The organism is Glutamicibacter sp. 363 (genome assembly GCF_052379505.1).
Lineage (GTDB): Bacteria > Actinomycetota > Actinomycetes > Actinomycetales > Micrococcaceae > Glutamicibacter.
The window spans coordinates 65,580-88,519 of the sequence record NZ_JBQSYR010000003.1; the positions used below are offsets into that span (position 1 = coordinate 65,580).

General features: G+C 60.2%; 26 protein-coding genes and 1 pseudogene. 21 read left to right on the forward strand and 6 right to left on the reverse strand.

Features of this window, described 5'->3' with window-relative positions:
* Positions 1 to 15: 15 nt before the first annotated feature.
* The 11 genes and pseudogenes from clpS (at position 16) to ACT3UA_RS02875 (ending at position 7,562) form a co-directional block, all read left to right on the forward strand.
* Complete coding sequence (clpS, locus tag ACT3UA_RS02825) at positions 16 to 300, forward strand: ATP-dependent Clp protease adapter ClpS (RefSeq protein ID WP_176484085.1); 285 nt, start codon at positions 16 to 18, stop codon at positions 298 to 300.
* A 5-nt stretch (positions 301 to 305) separates the two neighbouring features.
* On the forward strand, positions 306 to 884 hold the full coding sequence (locus tag ACT3UA_RS02830) for a DUF2017 domain-containing protein (RefSeq protein WP_096283854.1): 579 nt from the start codon (positions 306 to 308) through the stop codon (positions 882 to 884).
* A 3-nt stretch (positions 885 to 887) separates the two neighbouring features.
* Positions 888 to 1,811, forward strand: coding sequence for a glutamate racemase (gene murI / locus ACT3UA_RS02835; protein WP_096283852.1), 924 nt, complete (start codon positions 888 to 890; stop codon positions 1,809 to 1,811).
* Positions 1,808 to 2,602: pseudogene (locus ACT3UA_RS02840) on the forward strand (MBL fold metallo-hydrolase); the annotation flags it as partial. The gene murI and the pseudogene ACT3UA_RS02840, both read left to right, overlap by 4 nt.
* Before the next feature lie 295 nt (positions 2,603 to 2,897).
* Complete coding sequence (locus tag ACT3UA_RS02845) at positions 2,898 to 3,230, forward strand: carboxymuconolactone decarboxylase family protein (RefSeq protein ID WP_444615473.1); 333 nt, start codon at positions 2,898 to 2,900, stop codon at positions 3,228 to 3,230.
* A gap of 196 nt (positions 3,231 to 3,426) precedes the next feature.
* Positions 3,427 to 3,867: a PACE efflux transporter gene (locus ACT3UA_RS02850; protein WP_444615475.1), complete on the forward strand. Its 441-nt coding sequence runs from the start codon at positions 3,427 to 3,429 to the stop codon at positions 3,865 to 3,867.
* 106 nt (positions 3,868 to 3,973) lie between these two features.
* The gene (gene rph / locus ACT3UA_RS02855; RefSeq protein ID WP_096283846.1) at positions 3,974 to 4,708 is read left to right on the forward strand and encodes a ribonuclease PH; all 735 of its coding nucleotides are present in this window, start codon (positions 3,974 to 3,976) and stop codon (positions 4,706 to 4,708) included.
* Positions 4,705 to 5,340, forward strand: a complete 636-nt coding sequence (rdgB, locus tag ACT3UA_RS02860) for an RdgB/HAM1 family non-canonical purine NTP pyrophosphatase (RefSeq protein ID WP_096283844.1) — start codon at positions 4,705 to 4,707, stop codon at positions 5,338 to 5,340. Before rph ends, rdgB begins: the two co-directional genes overlap by 4 nt.
* A 224-nt stretch (positions 5,341 to 5,564) precedes the next feature.
* Positions 5,565 to 5,954, forward strand: a complete 390-nt coding sequence (locus ACT3UA_RS02865; protein ID WP_255248346.1) for a GntR family transcriptional regulator — start codon at positions 5,565 to 5,567, stop codon at positions 5,952 to 5,954.
* Positions 5,947 to 6,876 carry an ABC transporter ATP-binding protein gene (locus tag ACT3UA_RS02870; RefSeq protein WP_444615476.1) on the forward strand — a complete coding sequence of 310 codons (930 nt, stop codon included), beginning with the start codon at positions 5,947 to 5,949 and terminating at the stop codon, positions 6,874 to 6,876. Before ACT3UA_RS02865 ends, ACT3UA_RS02870 begins: the two co-directional genes overlap by 8 nt.
* Positions 6,864 to 7,562 (forward strand): hypothetical protein, encoded by a 699-nt coding sequence (locus tag ACT3UA_RS02875; RefSeq protein WP_444615477.1) that lies wholly within the window; start codon positions 6,864 to 6,866, stop codon positions 7,560 to 7,562. Before ACT3UA_RS02870 ends, ACT3UA_RS02875 begins: the two co-directional genes overlap by 13 nt.
* 79 nt (positions 7,563 to 7,641) lie before the next feature.
* Here the strand turns inward: ACT3UA_RS02875 and ACT3UA_RS02880 are convergent, their stop codons facing one another.
* The 3 genes from ACT3UA_RS02880 to ACT3UA_RS02890 all read right to left on the reverse strand — a co-directional run bounded on the left by ACT3UA_RS02880 (position 7,642) and on the right by ACT3UA_RS02890 (position 8,113).
* Positions 7,642 to 7,743 (reverse strand): mycothiol transferase, encoded by a 102-nt coding sequence (locus tag ACT3UA_RS02880; protein ID WP_217990337.1) that lies wholly within the window; start codon positions 7,741 to 7,743, stop codon positions 7,642 to 7,644.
* Between the two features lie 24 nt (positions 7,744 to 7,767).
* A complete protein-coding gene (locus ACT3UA_RS02885; RefSeq protein WP_255248345.1) occupies positions 7,768 to 7,896 on the reverse strand; it encodes a hypothetical protein in 129 nt (42 codons plus the stop codon).
* A gap of 67 nt (positions 7,897 to 7,963) precedes the next feature.
* Positions 7,964 to 8,113, reverse strand: a complete 150-nt coding sequence (locus ACT3UA_RS02890) for a DinB family protein (RefSeq protein ID WP_217990336.1) — start codon at positions 8,111 to 8,113, stop codon at positions 7,964 to 7,966.
* 295 nt (positions 8,114 to 8,408) lie between these two features.
* Here ACT3UA_RS02890 and ACT3UA_RS02895 point away from each other — a divergent pair, with 295 nt between their 5' ends.
* From ACT3UA_RS02895 to ACT3UA_RS02905, 3 genes are all read left to right on the forward strand, one after another.
* Positions 8,409 to 8,918 (forward strand): SRPBCC domain-containing protein, encoded by a 510-nt coding sequence (locus ACT3UA_RS02895; protein WP_444615479.1) that lies wholly within the window; start codon positions 8,409 to 8,411, stop codon positions 8,916 to 8,918.
* A 424-nt stretch (positions 8,919 to 9,342) separates the two neighbouring features.
* On the forward strand, positions 9,343 to 10,350 hold the full coding sequence (locus ACT3UA_RS02900) for an exonuclease domain-containing protein (protein WP_096283836.1): 1,008 nt from the start codon (positions 9,343 to 9,345) through the stop codon (positions 10,348 to 10,350).
* A 51-nt stretch (positions 10,351 to 10,401) separates the two neighbouring features.
* Positions 10,402 to 10,899, forward strand: a complete 498-nt coding sequence (locus tag ACT3UA_RS02905) for a GtrA family protein (RefSeq protein WP_444615480.1) — start codon at positions 10,402 to 10,404, stop codon at positions 10,897 to 10,899.
* Positions 10,900 to 11,010: 111 nt separating this feature from the next.
* Here the strand turns inward: ACT3UA_RS02905 and ACT3UA_RS02910 are convergent, their stop codons facing one another.
* A complete protein-coding gene (locus ACT3UA_RS02910; protein WP_444615481.1) occupies positions 11,011 to 11,952 on the reverse strand; it encodes an ADP-ribosylglycohydrolase family protein in 942 nt (313 codons plus the stop codon).
* Between the two features lie 51 nt (positions 11,953 to 12,003).
* Here ACT3UA_RS02910 and ACT3UA_RS02915 point away from each other — a divergent pair, with 51 nt between their 5' ends.
* From ACT3UA_RS02915 to ACT3UA_RS02925, 3 genes are all read left to right on the forward strand, one after another.
* Positions 12,004 to 13,167: an exonuclease SbcCD subunit D gene (locus ACT3UA_RS02915; RefSeq protein ID WP_096283830.1), complete on the forward strand. Its 1,164-nt coding sequence runs from the start codon at positions 12,004 to 12,006 to the stop codon at positions 13,165 to 13,167.
* Positions 13,164 to 16,229 (forward strand): AAA family ATPase, encoded by a 3,066-nt coding sequence (locus ACT3UA_RS02920; RefSeq protein WP_444615482.1) that lies wholly within the window; start codon positions 13,164 to 13,166, stop codon positions 16,227 to 16,229. Before ACT3UA_RS02915 ends, ACT3UA_RS02920 begins: the two co-directional genes overlap by 4 nt.
* Positions 16,230 to 16,353: 124 nt before the next feature.
* Positions 16,354 to 17,616, forward strand: a complete 1,263-nt coding sequence (locus tag ACT3UA_RS02925; RefSeq protein WP_444615483.1) for an MFS transporter — start codon at positions 16,354 to 16,356, stop codon at positions 17,614 to 17,616.
* A gap of 77 nt (positions 17,617 to 17,693) precedes the next feature.
* Here the strand turns inward: ACT3UA_RS02925 and ACT3UA_RS02930 are convergent, their stop codons facing one another.
* The gene (locus ACT3UA_RS02930; protein ID WP_255248343.1) at positions 17,694 to 18,428 is read right to left on the reverse strand and encodes an IclR family transcriptional regulator; all 735 of its coding nucleotides are present in this window, start codon (positions 18,426 to 18,428) and stop codon (positions 17,694 to 17,696) included.
* A 242-nt stretch (positions 18,429 to 18,670) separates the two neighbouring features.
* Between ACT3UA_RS02930 and ACT3UA_RS02935 the strand changes: the two genes are divergently transcribed.
* The 4 genes from ACT3UA_RS02935 (at position 18,671) to ACT3UA_RS02950 (ending at position 21,706) form a co-directional block, all read left to right on the forward strand.
* On the forward strand, positions 18,671 to 20,011 hold the full coding sequence (locus ACT3UA_RS02935; RefSeq protein ID WP_096283824.1) for an MFS transporter: 1,341 nt from the start codon (positions 18,671 to 18,673) through the stop codon (positions 20,009 to 20,011).
* 15 nt (positions 20,012 to 20,026) lie between these two features.
* Positions 20,027 to 20,182 (forward strand): hypothetical protein, encoded by a 156-nt coding sequence (locus ACT3UA_RS02940; RefSeq protein WP_176484082.1) that lies wholly within the window; start codon positions 20,027 to 20,029, stop codon positions 20,180 to 20,182.
* A 611-nt stretch (positions 20,183 to 20,793) separates the two neighbouring features.
* Positions 20,794 to 21,435 (forward strand): hypothetical protein, encoded by a 642-nt coding sequence (locus tag ACT3UA_RS02945; RefSeq protein ID WP_141393455.1) that lies wholly within the window; start codon positions 20,794 to 20,796, stop codon positions 21,433 to 21,435.
* Between the two features lie 19 nt (positions 21,436 to 21,454).
* Positions 21,455 to 21,706, forward strand: a complete 252-nt coding sequence (locus tag ACT3UA_RS02950) for a hypothetical protein (protein ID WP_096283820.1) — start codon at positions 21,455 to 21,457, stop codon at positions 21,704 to 21,706.
* A 192-nt stretch (positions 21,707 to 21,898) separates the two neighbouring features.
* Here ACT3UA_RS02950 and ACT3UA_RS02955 read toward each other — a convergent pair whose 3' ends face one another.
* Entirely contained in the window at positions 21,899 to 22,906 is a 1,008-nt protein-coding gene (locus ACT3UA_RS02955; protein ID WP_096283818.1) for a LacI family DNA-binding transcriptional regulator, read from the reverse strand.
* Between the last annotated feature and the right edge of the window lie 34 nt (positions 22,907 to 22,940).

Sequence of the window (22,940 nt, forward strand, 5' to 3'; positions counted from 1 at the left end):
CGTAAAATGGGAATTATGACCGCTATGCCCGATGTAATGACGAACCCCGAGGCCCTCAAGGCGCAGGATAAGGCCTGGCGCCTGATCGTGTGGAACGACCCGGTGAACCTGATGAGCTATGTCTCCTATGTGTTCCAGTCGTATTTTGGTTTCACCCGCGAGCGCGCCGAACAGCTGATGCTGCAGGTGCACAACGACGGTTTTTGCGTCGTGCGCAGCGGCGCCCGGGAGGCGATCGAGTCCGACGTGCATGCGATGCACGGCTTCGGATTGCAGGCAACCATGACCCAGGAGGCCTGAACCCCGTGGCAAAGGCCTTTAAATCCGGCGCGCGCGGAATCACCGGTACGCTGCACGCCTCGGAACGGAAACTGCTGCGCGAACTCTTCGGCGACGTGATCACGGTGCTCGAAGAGCGCGCGGCGGTGCACGAGCTGCCCGGCGACATCGATCCGCTCTACGCGCTGACCGGGATGCGCCCGAAGAGCGCAGATCTTCCCGAACCATCGGACGCCGCGGTCAAGCGGCTGCTTCCGGATGCCAGCGAGGACAAGGCAGTGGCCGCGGAATTCCGCCGGCTGACCGAAGCGGATCTGATCGCCGAAAAGACTTCTTTATTACGCGAGGCCCAGCTCTTGCTGGAGACCGAGAAGCTGGTGCTCCAGATCCCGGCCGCCCAGCGCTTCGCGCGGGCGTTGAACGATGTGCGCCTGGTGCTCGCCGAGCGGCTGGACATCCGCGACGAGGCGGATTCGGAGCGCATCGCCCAGCTGGTTGATGCCGCGGCCGTGCAATCGCCCCAAGAGTATCTGGGGTTGGTGTACAACCTGGTCTCCTGGGTGCAGGACACCTTGATGCAGGCCCTGATGAATGCGGAGCGCTAGGCGATGAACTCCTACTTCGCCAGTTCTCCGCTCAGCGCGCCAAATGCCAATACCCCGATCGGGATCTTCGATTCCGGGGTCGGCGGACTGACCGTGGCCCGCGCGATCATCGACCAGCTGCCGGGCGAATCGTTGATCTACGTGGGGGACACCGCAAACTCGCCCTACGGCCCGCTGCCGATCGCCCAGGTGCGGGCCAATGCGCTGGGTGTAATGGACGAGCTGGTGGACGCCGGGGTGAAGCTGCTGGTGATCGCCTGCAATTCGGCCTCCTCGGCGGTGCTGCGCGATGCCCGCGAACGCTATACCGCGCGCTACGGGATCCCGGTGGTCGAGGTGATCCAGCCGGCGGTGCGCCGTGCGGTCGCGGCGACCAAGAATGGGAAGATCGGGCTGATCGGCACCCAGGCGACGGTGGGCTCGCGTGCCTATGAGGATGCCTTTGCCGCCGCTCCGTCGTTGCAGGTGCACGCGGTGGCCTGTCCGCGGTTTGTCGAATTCGTGGAGTCCGGGATTACCGCCGGGGCCGAGCTGCTGGCGCAGGCCGAGGAATACCTGGCCCCGCTGAAGGCCGCCGAGGTGGACACGCTGATCCTGGGCTGCACCCACTATCCGCTGCTCACCGGCGTGATTTCCTACGTGATGGGGGATTCGGTCACCCTGGTCTCCAGCGCCGAGGAGACCGCGAAGGATGCATTCCGCGCCTTGACGACCCATGAATTGGTACGCGAGGACCAGCTGGCGGCGCGTCACGAATTCCTTGCCACCGGGAACGCTGATAGTTTTGGGGTATTGGCTCGCCGATTCCTCGGACCGGAAGTAGTGCAGGTGCGCCATGTGGACCATGTGGCCGCCCACTATCCCACCGGTGCGATCACCAGGCTAACCCCGGAACTGATTGCCGCGGCGAAAGCGAGTAAGCAATGAAGCTGACCATTATCGGGTGCACCGGGTCGTTCCCGGGCCCGAGCTCCCCGGCGTCCTGTTACCTGGTCACTGCCTTTGATGGCACTCGCGACTGGAAGATCCTGCTCGATCTTGGCTCCGGCGCCCTGGGCGTTCTGCAGCGCTATACCGATATCAAGGACCTCGATGGGATCATGATTTCCCATCTCCACCCGGATCACTGCATGGACCTGTGCGGCATGCACGTGGCCATCCGCTGGGATCCAAACGGCTGGAACCGCGAAAGAATGCTGGTTCACGGGCCGGCGGATACCGCCAATCGGATCGAGACCGCCTACGGCCTGCCCGAGGGCGACACCATGCACAAGGATTACGACTTCCGCCAGTGGACCGCACTGCAGCCGGTGAATATCGGCCCATTCACTATCACCCCCTACCCGGTGCGCCACCCCATCGAAGAGTCCTACGCCTTGCGCGTGGAGGCCCGCGAACCGGGCCCCGACGGGGAACTGCTGACCAGTGTGCTGACCTACTCGGGGGATACCGATACCTGCCAGGGGCTGGTGGATGCCGCCCGGGATTCGGATATCTTCCTCTGCGAAGCGGCCTTCGAGGAGGGCCGCGACGACGCGATCGACGGAGTGCATCTGACCGGCAAGCGCGCCGGGCAGATGGCCGCCGAGGCGGGTGCCGAGCGCCTGCTGCTGACCCACATTCCGGTGTGGACCGATATCAACAAGGTCGTCGACGAGGCGAAGGAAACTTATGACCGCGGGATCGCCGTGGCAATTTCCGGGGTGACCTATGGGGTCTACTCCGGCTCCCTGAAAGAGGACAAGCACCCGATGCTGTTCAAGGGCGACCGCGGAACCGACTACCTCAAGTCCCGCACCGGCTCGCTGCCGAAGATCAACTATGAGAAGGTCCGCAAGTTCCCGCTGCTCAAGCGCAAGAAGTAGCGGGCAGCCCAACGAAGGAACCGAACTAGGCCATCGGCACCGCGAAACGGCGTAAATCTGGGCAAACAGCATCCCGAGGCTTACCAAGAGCCCTGATCGAGTTGAATGCGCAGCCGAAGCGGCGCTGGCGGCCTGCGGCCTGGACCCGATGCTGGGTGAGCTGGTCAAGATCCGTGTTTCGCAGTTCAACGGTTGCGCCTTCTGCCTGCGAATGCACACTCGCGATGCGCTGAAACTCGGTGAGAGTTCCGACCGCTTGGCGGCGCTGGCTACGTGGTGGGAATCGCAATATTTCAGCGAGTTGGAGTCCGCGGCGCTGGCCTTGGCCGAAGAGGTCACACAGCTTGAGGTGCCGCCGTCGCGCGCCGAGGACACCGCGGTGCTCAGCGCGGAGCAAGTCTCCGCGATCAGTTGGCTTGCCATCGTGATGAACAGCTGGAATCGGAGCGCGATTCGCAGCCAATACCCCGTCGCACCCTGACTACCAGAAATCACCGCGCGGCTGAGGGGCCAGCCAGCTAGGCCGGTGATTTCACTCACCGAACTCTAGCGAGCAGAATTGCCGCGTGCTAGCTTGGAAAGCACACCCCGCTGAGGCTTCGCGGGGCAAATCATTAGCTGCACCATGGACGCGAACCCGCAAGGACTTCCTATGGACTACTTCTAAGGAGTACCTCGTGTCCTCGGTTCTTCGGCGCATTATTTACGTCTTTTCCTATGAGCTCTTCGCCATTGTGCTGACCTCCGTGGCCTTGATCCTCTTGGGGTTTGGCGGCGGGCATTCCGGTATTGTCGCGGTGGCTTCATCGGTCGTGGCCCTGATCTGGAACTACATCTGGACCTCCCTGTTCGAGGCATGGGAACAGCGCCAGGAGTCCCAGGTGCGCACCGTGGCCCGCCGGATTGTCCACGCGCTCGGCTTTGAAGGCGGATTGGTACTGATTCTTGTGCCGATTCTCGCCTGGATCCTCTCGGTTACGCTGCTCGAAGCGTTGGTGCTGGAAGCCGGATTGCTGGTGTTCTTCTTGATCTACACCTTCGTCTTTGCCTGGCTTTTTGACCGTGTTGTACCGGCCACAAAATCCTCACCTGCCGAGGTTGAAGAGCCGGTGATCTAGCACCGGCCGCCGGCCAAATAGGGTTGGCTGCCTGTTGGACTAAACACCCTGGCATCTGGTGCTGTCACAGACCCGGAAGCCGGGGTGTTTTCGTTAGGATGGAAGCATGACTTTACGTGCCGACGGCCGCAGCGCCGCGCAACTTCGCGACATCACCATCACCCGTGGATGGTCCACCCAGGCCGAAGGATCGGCTCTGATCGAATTCGGAAATACCCGCGTGCTGTGCACCGCTTCCTTCACTCAGGGCGTGCCGCGCTGGCTCAAGGGTGAGGGGACCGGTTGGGTTACCGCGGAATACGCGATGCTTCCACGTGCCACCAACACCCGTAACTCCCGCGAAGCGGTCAAGGGCAAGCTGTCGGGCCGCACCCATGAGATTTCCCGGCTGATCGGCCGCTCGCTGCGCGCGGTGGTTGACACCAAACAGCTGGGCGAAAATACCATTGTGCTCGACTGCGACGTATTGCAGGCCGATGGCGGAACCCGCACCGCCGCGATCACCGGCGCCTATGTGGCGCTGGCCGAAGCACTGGAATGGGCCCGCAGCGAGGGGATCCTGAAGGCCAACGCGAAGGTGCTTTCCGATTCTGTCGCGGCGATCTCCGTGGGCATCATCGACGGAACCCCGATGCTCGACCTGCCTTATGAGGAGGACGTTCGCGCGGAGACCGACATGAACGTAGTGGTCACCGGTTCCGGTGACTTTGTCGAGGTGCAGGGCACCGCGGAGGGCGCACCGTTTAAGCGTGCAGAGCTCGACGCACTGCTGGACCTTGCCTTGATCGGGACCACGGAGCTGGCCCAGATCCAGACCGAGACCCTGCGAAACGCCAAATGAGCAAGGCAGTTCTCGTCCTAGCCTCACGCAACCAGGGCAAGCTGCGCGAACTGCGCGAGCTGCTGCGCGGCCAGGTGCCTGGTCTGGATGTTGACACCCAGGTGATCGACGCGGCCACCGCCGGCGCCCCGGACCCGGTCGAAGACCAGATCACCTTCGAGGGCAATGCGCTGAAGAAGGCCAAGGAGATCAGTGCCGCCACCGGGCTGATCGCGCTGGCCGACGATTCGGGATTAAGCGTTGAGGTCTTAGGCGGTGCACCAGGGATCTTCTCGGCTCGCTGGTCCGGGGCGCACGGTGATGATGAGGCGAATATCGACCTGCTGCTGGGGCAGCTCGGCGATATCGCCGAGGAGCACCGCGGGGCCGCGTTCGTCTGCGCCGCGGCCCTGGCTACACCGAGCGGTGCGCAGCATGTGGAACTCGGCAAACTTGTCGGCCGGTTGCGCCGCGAGCGTGCCGGCGAGCATGGCTTCGGCTACGATCCGGTCTTCCAGCCCAAAGATTCCAACCGTTCTCTGGCGCAGTTCTCGGCAGAAGAAAAGAACACGATCTCGCATCGCGCCCAGGCCTTCAAGCAGTTGCTGCCAGCGATTATCACTGAGGTCAGCAAGGTATTAGCCGTCAAATAAGCGACAGCGTGACTTGGCGCAGATAGCCATCTGGCTTCTGGCGAACCGGCCGGTTCTCCGCATTTTCCCGACATGGGAAAAGCGGAGAGCCGGCCGGTTTTTTCGTGTCCGGAAGCCGAGGGTATTGCGTAAATCCCAGCCAGGTTCTATGGTTAGTTACATGAGTAATGAACCAATGAACTTGTTGGGAGATTTGGTTCCACTGACGAGGGGAAGTGCATGGCGTGATCGATGATTCGAAACCGATTTTCATGCAGATCGCTGAGCTGATCGAAAATGACATTTTCGCCGGCGTGCTTGCCGAAGAGGCCCAAGCGCCATCGACCAACGAATTCGCCGCCTTTTACCGGATCAATCCGGCAACTGCGGCCAAAGGAATTAACAAGCTCGTTGAAGAAGGGCTGTTGTATAAGAAACGGGGGATCGGGATGTTCGTAGCACAGGGCGCGCCGGAACGGCTGAGGCAAAAGCGTCGACAGAAGTTTAATGACCTGTACGTCCAGCCGCTGACGGCCGAAGCGGGGAAGCTTGGCATCGGTGTCGAGGAACTGATGGACATGATCAAATCCGCACATCCACTGGATTCGAGCCACGGAGGTATGAGCGATGTCTGAGAAAATCGCAGTCTCGGCGCACCGGCTGACCAAGACGTTCAAGGACGTCAAGGCGCTGGATGACGTTACCCTGCAGCTGGAATCCAACAAGATCTACGGTCTGCTCGGACGCAACGGCGCTGGCAAGACGACCCTGATGTCCATCCTCACCGGCCAGGGGTACCCCGGCAGCGGCGAGATCGAGATCTTCGGACACGCGCCTTTTGAGCATGATGCAACGCTGTCCCGTATCTGCTTCATTCGTGAATCGCAGAAGTACCCCGATGAGTACAAGGTCTTTCAGGCGTTCAAAGCAGCGTCCCTCTTCTTCGAAAATTGGAACGAGGCGCTAGCCCAGGAGCTGATTGCCGACTTCAACTTGCCGATCAAACGCAAAATCAAGAAGCTCTCCCGTGGCCAGCTTTCGGCCGTTGGAGTGATTATCGGACTGGCGTCGCGGGCCGAAATTACCTTCTTCGACGAGCCATACCTGGGCCTGGATGCGGTGGCTCGACAGATCTTCTACGACCGGCTGGTTGAAGATTTCTCGCTCTACCCGCGCACGATCGTGCTCTCCAGCCACCTGATTGACGAGGTCGCAAATCTCCTCGAACACGTGATCATCATCGATGGCGGTCGCATCGTGATGGACAGTGATGCTGAATCCCTGCAAGGTTCGGCGGTGACGGTCAGTGGCAACGCGAGCACGGTGCACGAGTTTATCGACGGTTACCCGGTCATCCACCGAGATTCTCTGGGAACGCTGGCGAGCATCAGCATCCGAGCGCGGCTGACGGAGAGGCAGAAAACCGAAGCGCGAGAGCTGGGTCTTGATCTAAGCCCGGTTTCACTACAGCAACTGGTCGTACGGACTGCACTAGGGCAGCCGGTGCAAAGCGCTACACCCGAGGGTGAAGAGGAGGCAAAGCAATGGAGCGTGTAATAAAGGTAGTGCGCATGCAACTGATCAACAAATGGGTCTTTATTGGCCTCCCGCTGTTGATTCTTGGCTGCTCTTTTCTTTTCTCGCTGGCGATCTTCTGGATAGTCCGCGAAGCCGGAGCCGAAGGAGCCGTTTATGGCGGCGGAGCTCAGGCGCCCATGTGGTATTTCTTGGCGTTGGGTATCCAGGCATTGACCTTAACCTTCCCCTTCTCTCAGGCCATGAGTGTCTCGCGACGCAGTTTCTATCTCGGAACGGTCCTCTTGTTCTCGGCCTGCGCGCTGGCGCTATCGATCTTCTACTACCTGATGGGACTGGTGGAAAAGGCGACCGGTGGTTGGTGGCTGGATTCCCGGTTCTTCGCCTTGGAATGGATCGCGGACAACAACGCGGCGGTCCAGGTAGGTTTCTATTTCGTGCTGATGGTACTGCTCTTCATGATTGGCTTCCTGATCGCCACGATCTACATGCGCTGGAAGACGACCGGCATGGTGGTCTTCTTCATTGGGCTAGGAGTTGCGCTCCTCGGAGTTGCCGCGCTGATGACCTTCAGTGATTTTTGGGACAACTTCTGGAGCTGGGCGCTGACTTGGACTGCGGCCGGGGTGACCCTGTGGGGTGGCGTCGTAGCGGTGCTGATGGCCAGCGGCTCGTATCTGACCTTGCGTAAGGCAACAGTGGCCTAGCCGTAAGCTAAACGGCCTGATACCCAGGGAGCGAATCACTCGCTTCTTGGGTATTTTGCTACGCGGCGGCGCGCGACCCCTATCCCATTGACTTCGCGCCGTCGCTGGACTCGCGGATGATGTCGGGGTGACCGGCATGCTGCGAAGCCTCTGAACCGATGTGCAGTAGTGACCAGCGCATGCGAAGGCTCACACCTGGTTCGTTCTATGGGGCCAGCGGTAGCTCGAATCGCCGGGCAAAGTCTGCAACGGTGGCCACCACGACCACCGCGGTGCGGACGGTACAGGCATCATAGTCAACAATGATTTCCGCCAGAGTCTGATCTGCCGCCATTGACCGACTGGGCCACCATGCCTTCGACGACAAAACGCGCCCAGGAATCCTCAGTGGCGGTAACGTGCTAAGTGATTCCTCCTAGGCAGAGCACATTAGCCGTGGGGCGAAGCCTAGCCTGATCATCGCTCAGCCCGCGGGTCGTATTCTTCGGGAAGAAACATGCCTCCGCCAGCAGGCCCAAGATGTCATGGCGTTCGGGAGAAAGCGAAGCCATGGTGCTCCTTGGAAGGGGCAATGCCTGGATGGGAAATGCTGTGCCAAACGATAGGGCGCTCCGCCGCTGAGCAATCGATGAGCTTGAAATAGCGCTTTTCCCGCGGTGGCTCTGGCCGCCAAGGCAGGGATGCGCCGAACAGCCACAAATCATTTCTCGACCTTGAGCGAGCATGGCAAGGTGTTTCTTCTCCACTGACGGATGGCGCCTTTCTTGCTACCCTACATACACTGCTGTCGAGCCCAACGGATACAGGATCCACCTCGGCGACTCAGGGAGAATCAGGAGAGTGGCCATGAACGCCCTGCCGACCGGAACGCGCGCCCCCGATGGCGCATTGGAGCTGCGAAGAGTTTTCACGGTGCCAGCCGCAGAACTTTGGACCTACCTTGCTGCTTCGGATCGAACTGCCTTGTGGTTCGGCAGTTGGCAGGGTGACCCGCGCAGCGGGGCAGTGGAAGTGGCTTTGACTGCCGAGGAAGGAACGCCCCGCGAGAAAGTCCAGATCCAGAGCTGTGACCGGGCTGCTTATCTTCTGAGCGTCAGCACCGGGGAGGGGGAGGAAATGTGGCGGTTGGAATTATCGATTGAGGAAGTTACGGACGGCAGCCAGCTGGTGTTCAGAATGCCGGGGCTCGATCCGGCGATGGCCGGCTCGGTGGGTCCTGGATGGGATTACTACCTGGATCGGCTGGTGGCAGCCGTTTCCGGTGCCAATGCCGATGAAATCCGGTTCGAGCCGGACTATTACCCGGCACTTAGCAGCTACTACGAGTCGCTCTTCACACCCTCGCCCGGGCAGTAACCGACTGCGTATATCGGGCATGCAGGCGACGCGAGCAACCAATACCGTGTTCGGTGCAACTCACTGGGCCATTCGCTGGCTAAGCCCGGAAGTGGGATTGCCGTCGTGTGGACGATGCGTTCTTGTAGGGACTCTGGGCGAACGGAGACAGCAAGGGGAATTGGCAATGCGCAGGTTGAGCGGTACGCCATCAGAATGCGTGAAGCATTACGGTGCGAACCGCTGAAACTGCAGTGCCTTCCCATGTGAGCTGTCTTGCTCTCCCTATTTTGCGGCGAATCGAATCGATTCTTAATAGACGCAGGTCAAGGACGTTTTTACCGAGATAAGTAAGGCGGTGGCAGAAGGAAGCCCTGTAGTCGAAAGCTGCCGTCGAGGGGACACCGATGACGTTGATTTAGGGAAAGGGAGTAAACTGGCAGGCGTGTCATTGGACTTCACAGCGCTAGATTTTGAAACGGCAAACGGATTTATCGGCTCGGCCTGCTCGGTCGGCCTGGTAAAGGTCCGTTCCGGACGTATCGTCGAAACCGAACAGTGGTTGCTTCGGCCTCCGGAGGGTTTCGATCATTTCGACCCACGCAACGTCTCGATTCACCACATCACCGAGGATATGGTCGCAAACGCTCCACGCGTCGGCGAGAAGCTCGGCGACCTGCTGGAATTTGTCGGTTCAGATGTTCTCGTAGCCCACAACTCGGCTTTCGACTCGGGCGTCATTCGGGCAGCTTCCGAAGCCAGTGAGCTATCGGTACCGCAAATTGCCCACCTATGCACCGTCAAGCTTTCGCGCAAGGCCTATGATCTGCCGAGCTATTCGCTGCCGTTCGTCGCCGAAGAGGCCGGGCACCCCATCGAAAACCACCACGAAGCCTTAGCTGATGCCGAGGCCTGCGCGTGGGCGATGATCGACATAACACAACGCAGCAATGCGAGCACCGTCTTGCAGGCAGCCGATCATTACAAGGTCGGGCTTGGATTGACTGCCGCGTGGAACCCTGGCGAAGAGTTTTCCCGCGCTACCCGTGACGCACAAGGCTGGATAGCCAGCGGCCAACCGCTGCCGCCCCAAGACGCCTTCGGCTCATGGCCGCAGGAAGGCGATAATCCCGAACCGAATTCGAGTGCCGATCCCACGCATCCGTTATACGGACAGGTGATGGTCTTTACCGGCAATCTCTCCGTGCCCCGACCCAAGGCAAAGCAATGGGCCGCTAACTACGGTGCGCAGACCGCCTCGCGGGTCACCCGGGCAACGACCGCGCTGGTCGTCGGAGATGGATTTGTGCCGCAGGATCTCTCCAACGGGCGGCTGACCAACAAGGCCAAGCACGTACTGAAACTGCGTGACAAGGGCCAACGTGTGGAAATCATCTCCGAGGGTGAGTTCATGCAACTGGTCGAAGGCTTCGGAATGGCCGTCCAGGGTTAAATACGGCCATCCGCAATAACTTCTTCACCCACTAACAACCACGGAGTAACTGTGAGCGACAATAATCGCGTGCTAACGAGACTTATGCGTTTCGTCGGCGTGGGCGGTTTCTGCTTTCTGGTGACACTAGTGGTGAATTACGGTCTGAAATTCACGGTGCTCGAACCGCACCCGACGACCGCTTTCATCATTGCCAACTGTGTTGCGACAATCGTTTCCTTCGTCCTGACCCGGCAGTACACCTTCCAGCATCAAAACAATGCCTTCCGCAAGCGCATCCAGGCCAGCGGATTTTTCGCGGTTTCGCTAGTTGGCATTGGCATCAACTCGGCTCCGCTGTATGTGTCCCGCTGGATCCTGGGATTTCACTATCCCCAGGTTTCCTTCCTGAGTCAGGAAATCGCCGACTTCGTTTCAGGGCCGATCATCGGCACGCTATTGGCCATGATTTTCCGCTGGTGGGCGCTGCACAAATTTGTCTTCCCAGACGCTGAGAAGGACTCCACCGCTGATGAGGCTCAAGAATTGGTTTCGGTCTCAAAGCCCTAGGATCTTCGCGCAGAGCCGAAGGTCCACGCATGGCGTGCGGCCTTCAACATCAAAGGGGCAGTCCGGAACCAAATAGTTGGTTTCGGACTGCCCCTTTGAATCTCTGCGTGATTAGACGATCAGGGCCATCCAACGGTCATGCAGCTCGGAGATGATGTCATCCAACGCGGAGGCCGGACGGTCGCCGACTGCATCGGAACCATAAACGGCAGCCAGCAGGGCTACGGCGTAGGCATCGGTTTCCGGGTCACGTGAGCTGCTCTCGTCCTCCGCTGGTGCCTCTTCGGCTTCGACATCGGATTCTTCTTCAGTCTCGGCGGGTCCCTTGTCCGCGAAGTAGGCGGCGTAGGCATCGGTCGGGGACAGGTCCAGCGAATCCCGGACGATCGAAACGACCTGGCGCAGGGCCTCGGCCGAAGGACCTTCCAATCCTTCAAGCATGCCTTCCCATTCGGCGGCGGAGCCTTCGGAGCGTTCCATGGCCGAACGAATGATCTTCGCGGCGGCGATGGCCGTATTGGCAGCTTGGGTATCGTGAGTCAAGAATGCGGCCGAGCGGGCCACGGCAACCGTGGTGTCCACGGGTACGCGGGCCAGCAGTGCGGCAACGGCCGCACGCGGAAGCACGCCGGTAGAGTCGGCGTTGGGACCCGTGGGGCGAACGCGCTGGCCCATATCGGCGGAGTTCAGTCCGGCGATATTTTGCGGGTCGCCGGGCAGGACGCCTTCGTGCAGTTCAACCTTGGCGAACTCGGCATCGATCCACCGTTTCAGCGGCTCGGGCGCGCCGGTCGGGAAAGACCCGGTCAGCTGTGCGTAGCCGCGCAGCGAGGCGAGCCACATGCAGGCCGCTTCGTCGCTGCCCACACCGTCGTTGGCCCATTCGAGGGCTTCGAGCAGCCCGTCGGCCATATACAGCGGGAGTAGTTCGGTGGCGCCGGGATCGATATCGTCGCGGGCGTGGGTTGCGCCGTCGGCTATGCCGAGCAGGATCGCGAACACCTTGTCTGAGTAGTTCTCTGGCAGGAGTGCAATTTCACCGGTTTCATTCACACTCCACATTCTAATGCTCATTCTGTCGGAGCAAGTGCATAAGGTGGATTCATGCGATTGCTTCACACCTCTGACTGGCATTTGGGACGGACCTTCCATGGTGCGTCGTTGCTCGAAACCCAGCGCAGCGTACTTCAGGAGATCATCGACATCACCCGCGAACGGCAGGTGGACGCGGTGCTGGTGGCCGGTGACATCTACGACCGGGCGCTGCCGCATGTCGATGCGGTCCGCCTCTGCAACTGGGCTCTGGGTGAACTTCGCAAGACCGGGGCGACGCTGATCCTGACCAGCGGCAATCACGATTCCGCCTCACGCCTGGGCTTCGCCTCGGCACTGCTGGATTCCGCCGGGGTGCACATCTTCGCCGAACCGGCACGCATGCTCGAACCGGTGCTGCTCGACGGCGAAGACCATCAAGTGGCCGTCTACGGCATCCCGTACCTGGAGCCACGCATGGTGATGGACGAGCTGCAGGTCGACCGGGCCAGCCATGAAGCGGTGGCCGGCGCCGCGCTCGCGCGCATCGAGGGGCATCTGGCCGAACTGCGCCAGCAAGGATCGCCCGTCGTCTCCGTAGCCATGGCCCATCTCTTCGCCGCCGGTGGACAGGGCAGCGACTCCGAACGAGAGCTGAGCACCGGAAATCTGGATGTGGTGCCCGCGCACCTGTTTGAGAACTTTGACTACACCGCGCTAGGACACCTGCATGGCCGGCAACGCATTACCGAACACATCCGCTATTCGGGATCCCCCTTGGCCTACTCGTTCTCCGAGGTGAACCAGCGCAAGGGCGTGTGGCTGATCGACACCGGAGCCGAAGGCATCACCGGATACCAGGAGGTCATCCTCTCGGTGCCTAAAAAGCTGGCCGTGCTCCGGGGGAACTTGGATGATCTGCTCGCCGATGAGTCCCTCGAATATGCCCAGGACGCCTGGTGCCAGGTGACCCTGACCGACCCCGAGCGTCCGGCCGATGCGATGAGCAAGGTGCGGACCCGATTCCCGGACACGGTGGTGCTGGCTTTCGACCCGCAAGGCGGCAAGGCGAAGGAAAAGTCTACCTACTCCGAACGCATGGCCAAGGCGACCAGCACCGCGCAGGTCTGCTCGGACTTCATCGAGCATGTCCGGGACCGGCACCCCGACGACCTCGAACGCGAATTGCTCGAATCGGTCATCCGCAGCACTCGTGAAGCACAGGTGAGCAAATGAGAATCCATCGGCTGAGAATCCAGGCTTTTGGCCCTTTCGCGGGCGTCGAAGAAGTCAATTTCGACGAGCTGGCCTCCGGCGGCCTGTTCTTGCTCGATGGCCCGACCGGTGCCGGGAAATCCAGCATCCTCGACGCGATTTGCTACGGCATCTATGGATCCTTGCCAGGGAATCGAGCCGGCAGCCGGCAGATCCGTTCGGACCATGCGGCACTGGGAGTCGAACCACAGGTCATCTGCGAATTGACCATCGGAGACCGGCGATTCGAGGTCACCCGTTCGCCGGCCTGGATGCGCCCGAGCAAACGCGGCAAGAATGGCACCACCGAGCAAAAGGCATCCAGCGCGTTGCGCGAATTGGTCAAGGGGCAATGGGAAGCTCTCTCCACACGCAACGACGAGGTAGGCCAGGTCCTCGGGGGCCTCTTGGGACTGGACCGCGATCAATTCACCAAGGTGGTGATGCTGCCGCAAGGTGGTTTCGCCGACTTCCTGCGCGCCAAGGCTTCCGCCCGTGAAGAGCTGTTGAGCAACCTCTTCGACACCAGCGATTACGCGAAGATCGAGGAGGAATTCAACATACGGCTTGGCGAGGAACGCAAGAAGGCTGCCGATGTTGAAGCGACGCTCAGCGCGCGCGAAAATGGCATCCGCGAGGAAGCCACCGAGTACTTGGCGGTCCACGAAACGGCGGACCCGGAAGAGCCCGTGGAAAACGTGGAGGAACCACCAGGTTTAGCTGCAGAATTTGCCGGTTACGACGCCCGAATTTTTGCTCTAGCCACGGCGCATCAGGAAAACTCCGCCAAGCAACGGGTGCAACGCGACAAGGCGCGCAAAAACCAGCAATTCTTGGACGAACGCCGCCGCGTATTTGCCCGCTACGCCGAACTGCTGACCCTGGAGGCAGAGCATGAACGCATGCATCCCGCAGCCGTTCTTGCCGGACAGGGCCTTGAGCACCATGGGCGGGCCGCCGGAATCCGCGGCTATGAGGCTCAACTCAAAGACACGCAACGTGCGCTGAAAGAGCGAACAGCACCGTGGGAAGACAGCAAAGCCCAACTGCTGAAGGAACACGGACTGCAGGTCCAGCCCAACGCCGAAGACCTTGAGACTCTTCGAGTGCGCACGCTGAAATTGAACAATCGGCTCGCGGTCCTCAAGGCGGCGGTGAGCGATGAGGCCAAGCAGAAGCGCCTTCGCCAAGAACTCAAAGAATCGATCGAACTGGCCGCGAAGCAGCTGGAGTTCCACAGCGACGCGGAGAAGATTCTAGAACAGCTGCGCCTTGGACGCGATGAGCTTGCTGCGGATCCGGAAAAGCTCGACGCGGTAGCCGCCGCCACGGCAAAACAACGGGCATCCGAAGAACTGAAGGCCGCGCAGGAACTGGTAGGGCAGGTCAAACTCCGCGATAAGCTCCGAATTGCGCTGACCAAAGCGGACATTGAGTATGCCGAACAGAGCCTGAAGCTCAATGCCGCGGAAAATGCGCACATCGCCGCGCAACGCACCCAACTTGAACAGAGCGCCCTGCGTCTGGCGGCCGCGCTCGAAGACGGGGCGCCCTGTCTGGTGTGCGGTTCGCTGGAACATCCGCGGCCAGCCCGGGCCGCCGCCGGTGCCGAACTGATCGACGACGAACGGCTCGAGGCGCTGGAGAAAGAAGTCCAGAATGAACGCGACCTCCAGCAACGCAAGGCCAAGGCCCGCGACATCGCGACCACCAAATTCGAGGCAGCGGCCGAGGACGCCAAGGAACTCACCATCGAGGAGGGCCAGGCCAAGGCCGGCGAAGCGCAGGAAGCACTTGATGCGGCCGTCGCGAAACAAACCGAGACCGCCGAGCTGGTACGAAAACTCGAATCGCTGCGCAACCGCATCGAAGAAGAGACCGCGAAGGTCGCCGAGGCAGCGATGGACCATGCCGCGAGTACCAAGCAAGTGGAGTCCCTGAACACGCAGATTTCCGAGCTCGAGGAGGAACTCAGGGCGCTGCGTGAAGGCAGTGATTTGGGCATCGATGACGTAGTGCTGGAGGTACGCGCAGAATTCACGATCTTCAATCGCGCCTTGAACACGCTCAATGACTACCTTGCGGCGGTGGATGCCGCGCAGAAGGCCCAAGAGACCTGGACTCGTGAACGCGAAGAGGCCGGATTCGCGGAGGACGCGAAATATGCGGCAGCGCTGCTGTCCACGGAGGCGCGCGAGGAATTCGAGCGCGTCCAACACCAGGACACCGTACGTTCCAGCGCCATTGCAACGCTGAAGGGCTCCGAAGACTACCGGCGTGCCCGGGAATTCAGCGCCGCGGGTATCGAGGCACCGAGCGAGGAAGAACTGCACGAGGCAGGGGAGAACGCCAAGTTGGCCGAGGAGCTGTTCGAGACCGCACGCCAGGACGAGGTGCTCGCGCAGACCCAACTCGAACGGCTGCGCAAATCCGTCACGGCACTGGCCGAGTATCGTTCGGATTCGGGGCCGGTGATCGACGCATATCGGCGGCTTCGCGACCTTGCCGAGGTCATTCGTGGCGGGGGAGAGAACAGGTACAAAATGACGCTGAGCACCTATGTGCTGGCGGCGCGCTTGGAAGAAGTCGCGGCGGCCGCGACCGAGCGGTTGATGATCATGTCCTCGAATCGCTACTCCTTGCACCATGATGATTCGACCCGCGGCAACTCGAAGTCCGGTCTGGGCTTGCGTGTGCGTGACTCATGGACCGGCAAGGAACGCGATACCCAGACGCTGTCCGGCGGTGAAACCTTCATGGCCTCGCTGGCGCTCGCGCTGGGTCTGGCCGACGTCATTTCCCATCACAGCGGTGCCGTGGACATGCAGACGCTCTTCGTCGACGAAGGCTTTGGCTCCCTCGATGCGGAGACCCTGGAGCAGGTTATGGAAGCGCTGGAGTCGCTGCGCGCAGGAGGGCGCATGATCGGCTTGGTTTCACACGTTTCCGAGATGAAACAACGCATTTCCAACCGTGTCACGGTCACCAAGACGCAGCATGGGTCCACCATCGATATGACTCCGGAAGTGATGCTCGCTATATGAGCTAGACATTGCCGAAGACGCTGGTATGTTGAAAGTAGTGCCAGCAGGCATGTCTGGGAAATTTTGTGTGTCGGGGGGCGTGGGACGACACACGCTTTGTTGTGGAGAATTGTTGACTCAACATATGTTGTCCAACGAACCAAACGAAATCATCGAACCTAAACCAGGTTTTGCATCATTGGTTCCGATGGTTGGTACCGCGTACCTTCCGTTATCTTTTTTTGCCCGGCTTCCGCTGGCAATGCTCACCATCGGGTCCATGACCCTGGTGACTGCCTCCTCGGGATCCTATGCACTCGGCGGCCTGAGCGCCGCCATGGTCGGCTTGGGCTCGGCGATCGGCGGACCGACCCTCGGCTATCTGGCTGACCGCTTCGGCCAGCGCCCGGTCCTCATTCCGGCTGCGATCCTGCACACCATTTTGCTGCTCATACTCACCTGGTATGGAAACAGCGGTGCGGGCATGGTGGTCGGCGTGCTCGTGCTGATTTCCCTGCTTGCCGGGGCCACCGGACCGCAGGTCGGCCCGATGTCGCGGGTGCGCTGGATTTCGATGACTCGCCAGCAGAAGAAAAACCCGAAGGTGCTCACCGCCGCGCTCAGCCTGGAATCCATGCTCGACGAGCTCGGCTTCGTCTTTGGCCCGGTGGCCGTTGGCTTGCTGGCCTCGCTGCTGCACCCCACCTTGCCATTGTTGATTGCCGCGGTACTCACCGTGGTGCTCGTCCCGGTCTTTGCCAAGCACCGCACCGGTGACGCAGTGAAGCTGCACGCCGCCACCGCGCCGACCGGAAAGGTCCGTATCGGTCGTGCCCGGCTCGCTGCGATCGGCGCACTGGTTTTGGGCATGATCGGCTTGGGCACCGTCTTTGGCTCTTCGGCTGCGGGCACCCTCGCCTTTGCCGGGGCCCAGGGGGACTCGAACCAGGGCGGACTGCTCTACGGCGCGATGGGTATTTCCAGCGCCTTGGCTGCCGTGTCCGTGGCCGCCTGGCCGCAAGGGTTCAGCCAGATCAACCGCTGGATCACCTGCGGTCTAGCGCTGACTATCGCCAGCTTCGGCCTTCATTTTGCCGCAACCATCCCATGGATGCTGCTGGCCTTGTTCGTCGCGGGCTTTGCGGTGGGACCGGTTATCGTGACGGTGATGACCCTCGGCGGCGAGGTCGCTCCGCCGAAGCTGCTGTCCACCGTGATGACGCTGCTGTCGGCGGGCATCGTGGTGGGTACCTCGATCGGCAACGGACTGGCCGGGCTGCTCGCCGATTCGGCAGGCTACCTCGGAGCCTTCTGGGTCTCCAGCGCGGCCGCATTCCTGATTCTGCTCGCGGCCCTGGCGATGAAGCTGATCGTTTCCCGTGCGCCGTCCTTGTCACGCGTGCGCTAGCGCAACGTTGAGATCAGCGAAGGCTCCTTCCCGCACGGGAAGGAGCCTTCGCTCATCTGCGGTGCTTTGTGCTTCCTTTAGTCCAGCTCGTCACCGATGTTCAGCGCAGCTTCCTTGAGCGCGCGGACAATGCGTTCGCGGTCATTGACGGTGCTGGTGGCGAAGACTACCGCGATCGCCGCAGGGGTTGGCCCGTGGTGGGTGATGGGCACCGCAATGGCCGTGACCCCCTGGATCACTTCATCCTCACTGGTGGCGTACCCCTCGATGCGTGCGGTGCGTGCTGGCTCCCGATACTCGATACCGGTTTGCATCGCGTCCCATTGGCCGCGCGTGTATTTGGACTGGATCGCGATCCCCGGGGCTCCGATATCCATGCCGTGGACCGAACCGGGGCGGTGCACGATGGCGCGGTGCGAGTGCAGCGGTTCGACCGACTGCAAGGTGGTGCACATGTCATGCTCCCAGACGGCGATGAAGGCGGTCATCGATAGCTCGTTGGCGATCTTGGTCAGCTCCGGCATCGCGGCGGTTTGCAGGTCGCGCTGCACCGACCGGGCGAGCACGGCTAATCCCGAGGCGGTTCGAATCCGGCCGGCGTCGTCGCGGCTGAGCAGGCGGTGCTCTTCCAGGGTGCGCAATATCCGGTAGGCGATGGAACGGTGCACGTCGAGCTCGGCGGCGATTTCCGCAATGGTCAGATTGACCGTGGAGTCCGCAACGATTTCCAAGACCCGGATACCACGAGACAAAGTTTGCGAGGATGACATCTTCTTCATTCCGGCGCTGCCGCCGGAAATACCGAGGGACAAATCGCCTTGGGCTCGACGCTAGTAGTTCTCACAGCGAGTCTAAGGGTTCTCTATCCGAACGGCGAATTCTTTTTCTGAATTCCCTGGCCTAGCGGTCTGCTGAATCCTCCGTGGCGCAACAGCCCGAAACGTGGCCCGCACCTCGTTGGCTTGTGAGGATGATCACTCGTAATCTACTATTGGTTTGTTACCCGTCCGAACGGTCGGTATTTACTCGCATCTCCAGCTGAGGACACTCGCACATGTCTACAACCGTATCCCGCACCCAGGAAGAACGGCGCGTTCTCGCCGGCACCCTGGTCGGTACCACCATCGAGTGGTATGACTTCTTCATTTTCGCTCAGCTCACCGCAACGCTGCTGACTCCGCTGTTCCTGGAGCCGCTGGGTGAATCGAACCCGGCGCTGGCGCAGATCCTTTCCTTCGCCATGATCGGCATTTCCTTCTTCTTCCGTCCGCTGGGCGCCGTCGTGGCGGGCCACCTGGGCGACCGCTACGGCCGCAAGAAGATCCTGGTGCTGACCCTGATCCTCATGGGCGTGGCCACCTCGCTGATCGGCCTCTTGCCGACCTATGCTGCGATCGGCATCGGCGCACCGATCCTGCTGGTGCTCTTGCGTGTGGTCCAGGGATTCTCGGCCGGTGGCGAATGGGGCGGAGCGGCGCTGATGGCCGTGGAGCATGCACCGAATGCCCGGCGCGGCTACTTCGGTGCCTTCCCGCAGATCGGTGTGCCCATCGGCATGATTCTGGCCACCGGGCTGCTGTTCATCCTGCGTGTGTCGATGACTCCCGAGCAGTTCCAGTCATGGGGCTGGCGCATTCCATTCCTGCTGTCGGTGGTGCTGATTATTGTCGGCTACATGATCCGCCGCGCCGTGGAGGAATCCCCGGTCTTCAAAGCCATGGCACAGCGCAAGGCTTCGGAGCACACGCCGCTGCGCGAGTTGATGAACACGAACCTCAAGCAGGTACTGCAGGCGGCGCTGATCTTCGTCTCCAACAACGCCGCCGGATACCTGGTGATCGCGTTCTTCATCTCCTACACCACCAAGGTGCTGGGGATGGAGCTCGCGCCGATCCTGCTGGCGACCACCATCGGCTCGGTCGGCTGGCTGATCTTCACCCTGGTCGGCGGCTGGCTTTCGGACAGGATCGGACGCCGCAATACCTTCGTGATCGGCTATGCGCTGGTGTTCGTCTGGATGATCCCGATGTTCCTGCTGGTCGACACCGGAAATATTGTGCTCTACGGTGTTGCGATCTTCGTGCTGACCGTTGGCCTGGGCCTGTCCTACGGTCCGCAGTCGGCAATGTACGCCGAAATGTTCCCAGCACATATCCGCTACTCGGGCATCTCCATTGGCTATGCCATCGGTGCCATCCTCGGCGGTGCCTTCGCGGCTACCGTAGCGCAGATCCTGCTGGAGACCACCGGCGCTTCGATCTCGATTGCCATCTACATCATGGTGCTGACCGTGATCTCCGTGGCAGCGGTGCTCTGGGTGGGCGAGACTCGTGGACGCAACCTGCACGTGGAAGAAATCGAGGGCGAACAGGCCGACTCGCGCGTGGCGCACTAGTTTCGCGGCAGTACAATGCCCGCGCAGGCAAGCGATCAAGCGATCCTGGCCCGCGCGGGCATTTGCGCGTCTGGCGACCGGTGGTTTGCCGATCAGTGGGCGGATGCGGCGGTGGGAGACCGTTACAAGATCGCTGGTCCACAAGGAATGCTCCCGGAACTTGGACTGTGAAATTGCCCCCACGATCGCAGTGGATTTTCATGCGTGTACGCGGTATTACAACCCAGAAACCACGGGATTAGCTAGTTGAATCATTCGAGGACATCCGTCGCATACTGGGTTGCATCCCGCTAGCTGACTTTAACCGCTATCTGGAGTTGCGAATGACCAGATTTTGCAATCTGCTTGTCGCAGCAAATGGATGGTGGTTGTTCGACTGCTGAGCACACCAAGGCTTCTTTCCGGATCAGTGATAGACGCCGTAGCAGAGAAGGCTCCACTTACGAGCTGGTCGGACAAGTGCCGAGGGCTTCGTAAAGAGCATGTCACCGTTCTGAGAAATCACGGTTGCACTCTTAAGGCTTCATAGTTAAATACATCAAATTCGTTGATTGTGTTGCTTTTTAGTCGCTGACAGTCTGACATGCTTGTTTTAAGGTAGAGATCTGTATATGATTCTGAAAGTTGATATATTTCGATAGTGGAGGGCCTGCAACCAGGCTATGGGGCATCGACCTATATTGGCACACTCGCAAACGGTAAGCACGTTTGCTAGGCCCAATGATGAGTCTTGGGCCCATGACAGAGAGTCTTGGTATGAATAATCAACGCCGAAAAAAAGCGTGGCAATAAGCCTGATCGTTGCGCTTGGAATAGCAATGATAGGCACGTCACCCGCTATCGCAGGTGAAAAATCTGGGAAATCCTGGGAGGCTCAGATAGGTACGACCGCGCCTCTTACGGCGGACCTCTCGGATTATGACAACGTGACCGTCACACCCGAAGAAGAACGAGCTTTCATTGAGCAGTCGGCAAAAGAATTTGCGGAATTGGATGCTACGGGAGGTGTCACGCTTCCTGACGGTTCTTTCTACAGGATGGACGTAGATCAACTTGTTCAGAAACTCGCTATGGCTGAAGATGGTTTGAGCGTCAGTTCAAGCCAGATCGCTGCCGGAGGTCAAATAGGTCGTGCTGCCGTATCCTGGGATTGGAATTCCTTCGGCTCGTGTGTTGCGAAAGAAATGGGAATCAAAGCCGCAGTTGAGCTTGCCAAAGTATTCGCAGAACCAAAAGTGCGCAAGGCACTCAAGAGTAAGCAGTGGCGGAAAGCTTCATCAATTGCTTACGAAAGACTTAAAAAAATTTCTCCTAAGGTTGCCAAACTGATCATCAAGAAGGCGGCAAATTCAGTGCTTCCCGGTGGCATCGTGACGGTCATCGCAATACCGGTAGGAAAATGTGCTATTAAGGAACTTTTCTAACTCCTGAAGGGATAGACGAATGAAAGATTTTTTCCGGTCGTTGTCGAAAAGAGCAACTGCGATTCTCATTGCTGTTGTGATACTCGTCCTGATTGCAGTGCCAACGGCATTGTTGTCTGGGCTCCTCAGCGGAGTATTCGAAAGTCCTGCTGAGGGCATTCGCGTATTCTTCATTATGGTTGGTGCTGGCGTGCTATTCCTGATTGTCGAATTGTTCATCGAGAACGGCCGCGAACGCAGGAAGAAGAAAGCGTCATCAGCCCAAAAATGAACTAAGCTTCGAGACTTGGATTAGCCACAAGGCTATAACCGAGCTGTGGGGCATGGCAACGATATTCCATCGTTGGCATGCCCCTTTGATCATTTTTAGCAGTTTGCCCAGCGGCTAAGAGCGATGTAGGACAACGAGAGGTCAGCGTCGATTTGGCAACCGGCATGCGGGACCCGGGAATTCCTGGGCCGGTTACTGGGCGGGGCGGGTGGTGGAGGAACGCACAATCAGCCGATGATCCAATTCATGGGCCTGTGCCGGCTCTTCACCGCGAATCGCACGCAGCAGCATGGCAACCGCCAGCTGCCCTTGTTCATGCGGCCGCTGCTCCACCGTGGTCAAGCCAAAGAGCTCGGCAAGATCGTGGTTATCCACGCCGATTACCGACAGGTCGCGAGGCAATTGCAAGCCCAGATCGCGGGCGGCCAGAATCGCGCCGACTGCCATCTCATCGCTGGCGGCAAAGACCGCGGTAGGCCGGGAAGCAGGATTGCCCAGCAGCTGCTTGGCCACCGCATAGCCCTGGGTCATGGAGAAATCGGCGCTCACGATCAGCGACTCATCGATAGGCAACCCTGCCTGCTCCAGCGCCTGCTCGTACCCGGCGCGGCGGTGGGTGGGAATCATGAAGTCCACATCGGTTTCCGCGTTGCCGCCAATAAAGCCAATGCGTTCATGGCCCAAAGAAATCAGGTGCCCGGTGGCCAGAGCCGAAATCGCTTCATCATTCACGTGCAGCGTTGGCACCCCTGGAAGCGGGCCGCCGACGCCAACCAATGGCTTGTCCACAGCCAGCAAGGCTTGGACCTCCTCATCGGCTAATTCGACGTTGACCGCGATTACCGCGTCAACGCGCTGGCGCAGCAGGAAATCGGAGAAGATCTTCTCGCGCTGGGCACGGTCCTGGGTCAGCTGGTAAAGGGTGGTGTCGTAGCCCTCATCCATCAGCCGGCTGGAAATGCCTTCCAGCACGCAGGCATAGAACCAGTGGTTGATCACCGGAACGAGCACACCGATATTGCGGGTGCGCCCCGAAGCCAGACCGGATGCAGAGGAAGAGACCACGTAGCCCAATTCGGCGGCGGCGCGCTGCACTGCCTCCTGCGCGGCAGCTGAGACCGAACCACGTCCAGATAATGCTCGTGAGACGGTGGCAATGGATACTCCAGCGGCTTGTGCGACGTCTTTGATCCCGGCCACTTCTCTTCCTTCCTTCACGGGCGAAGCCGTGGCT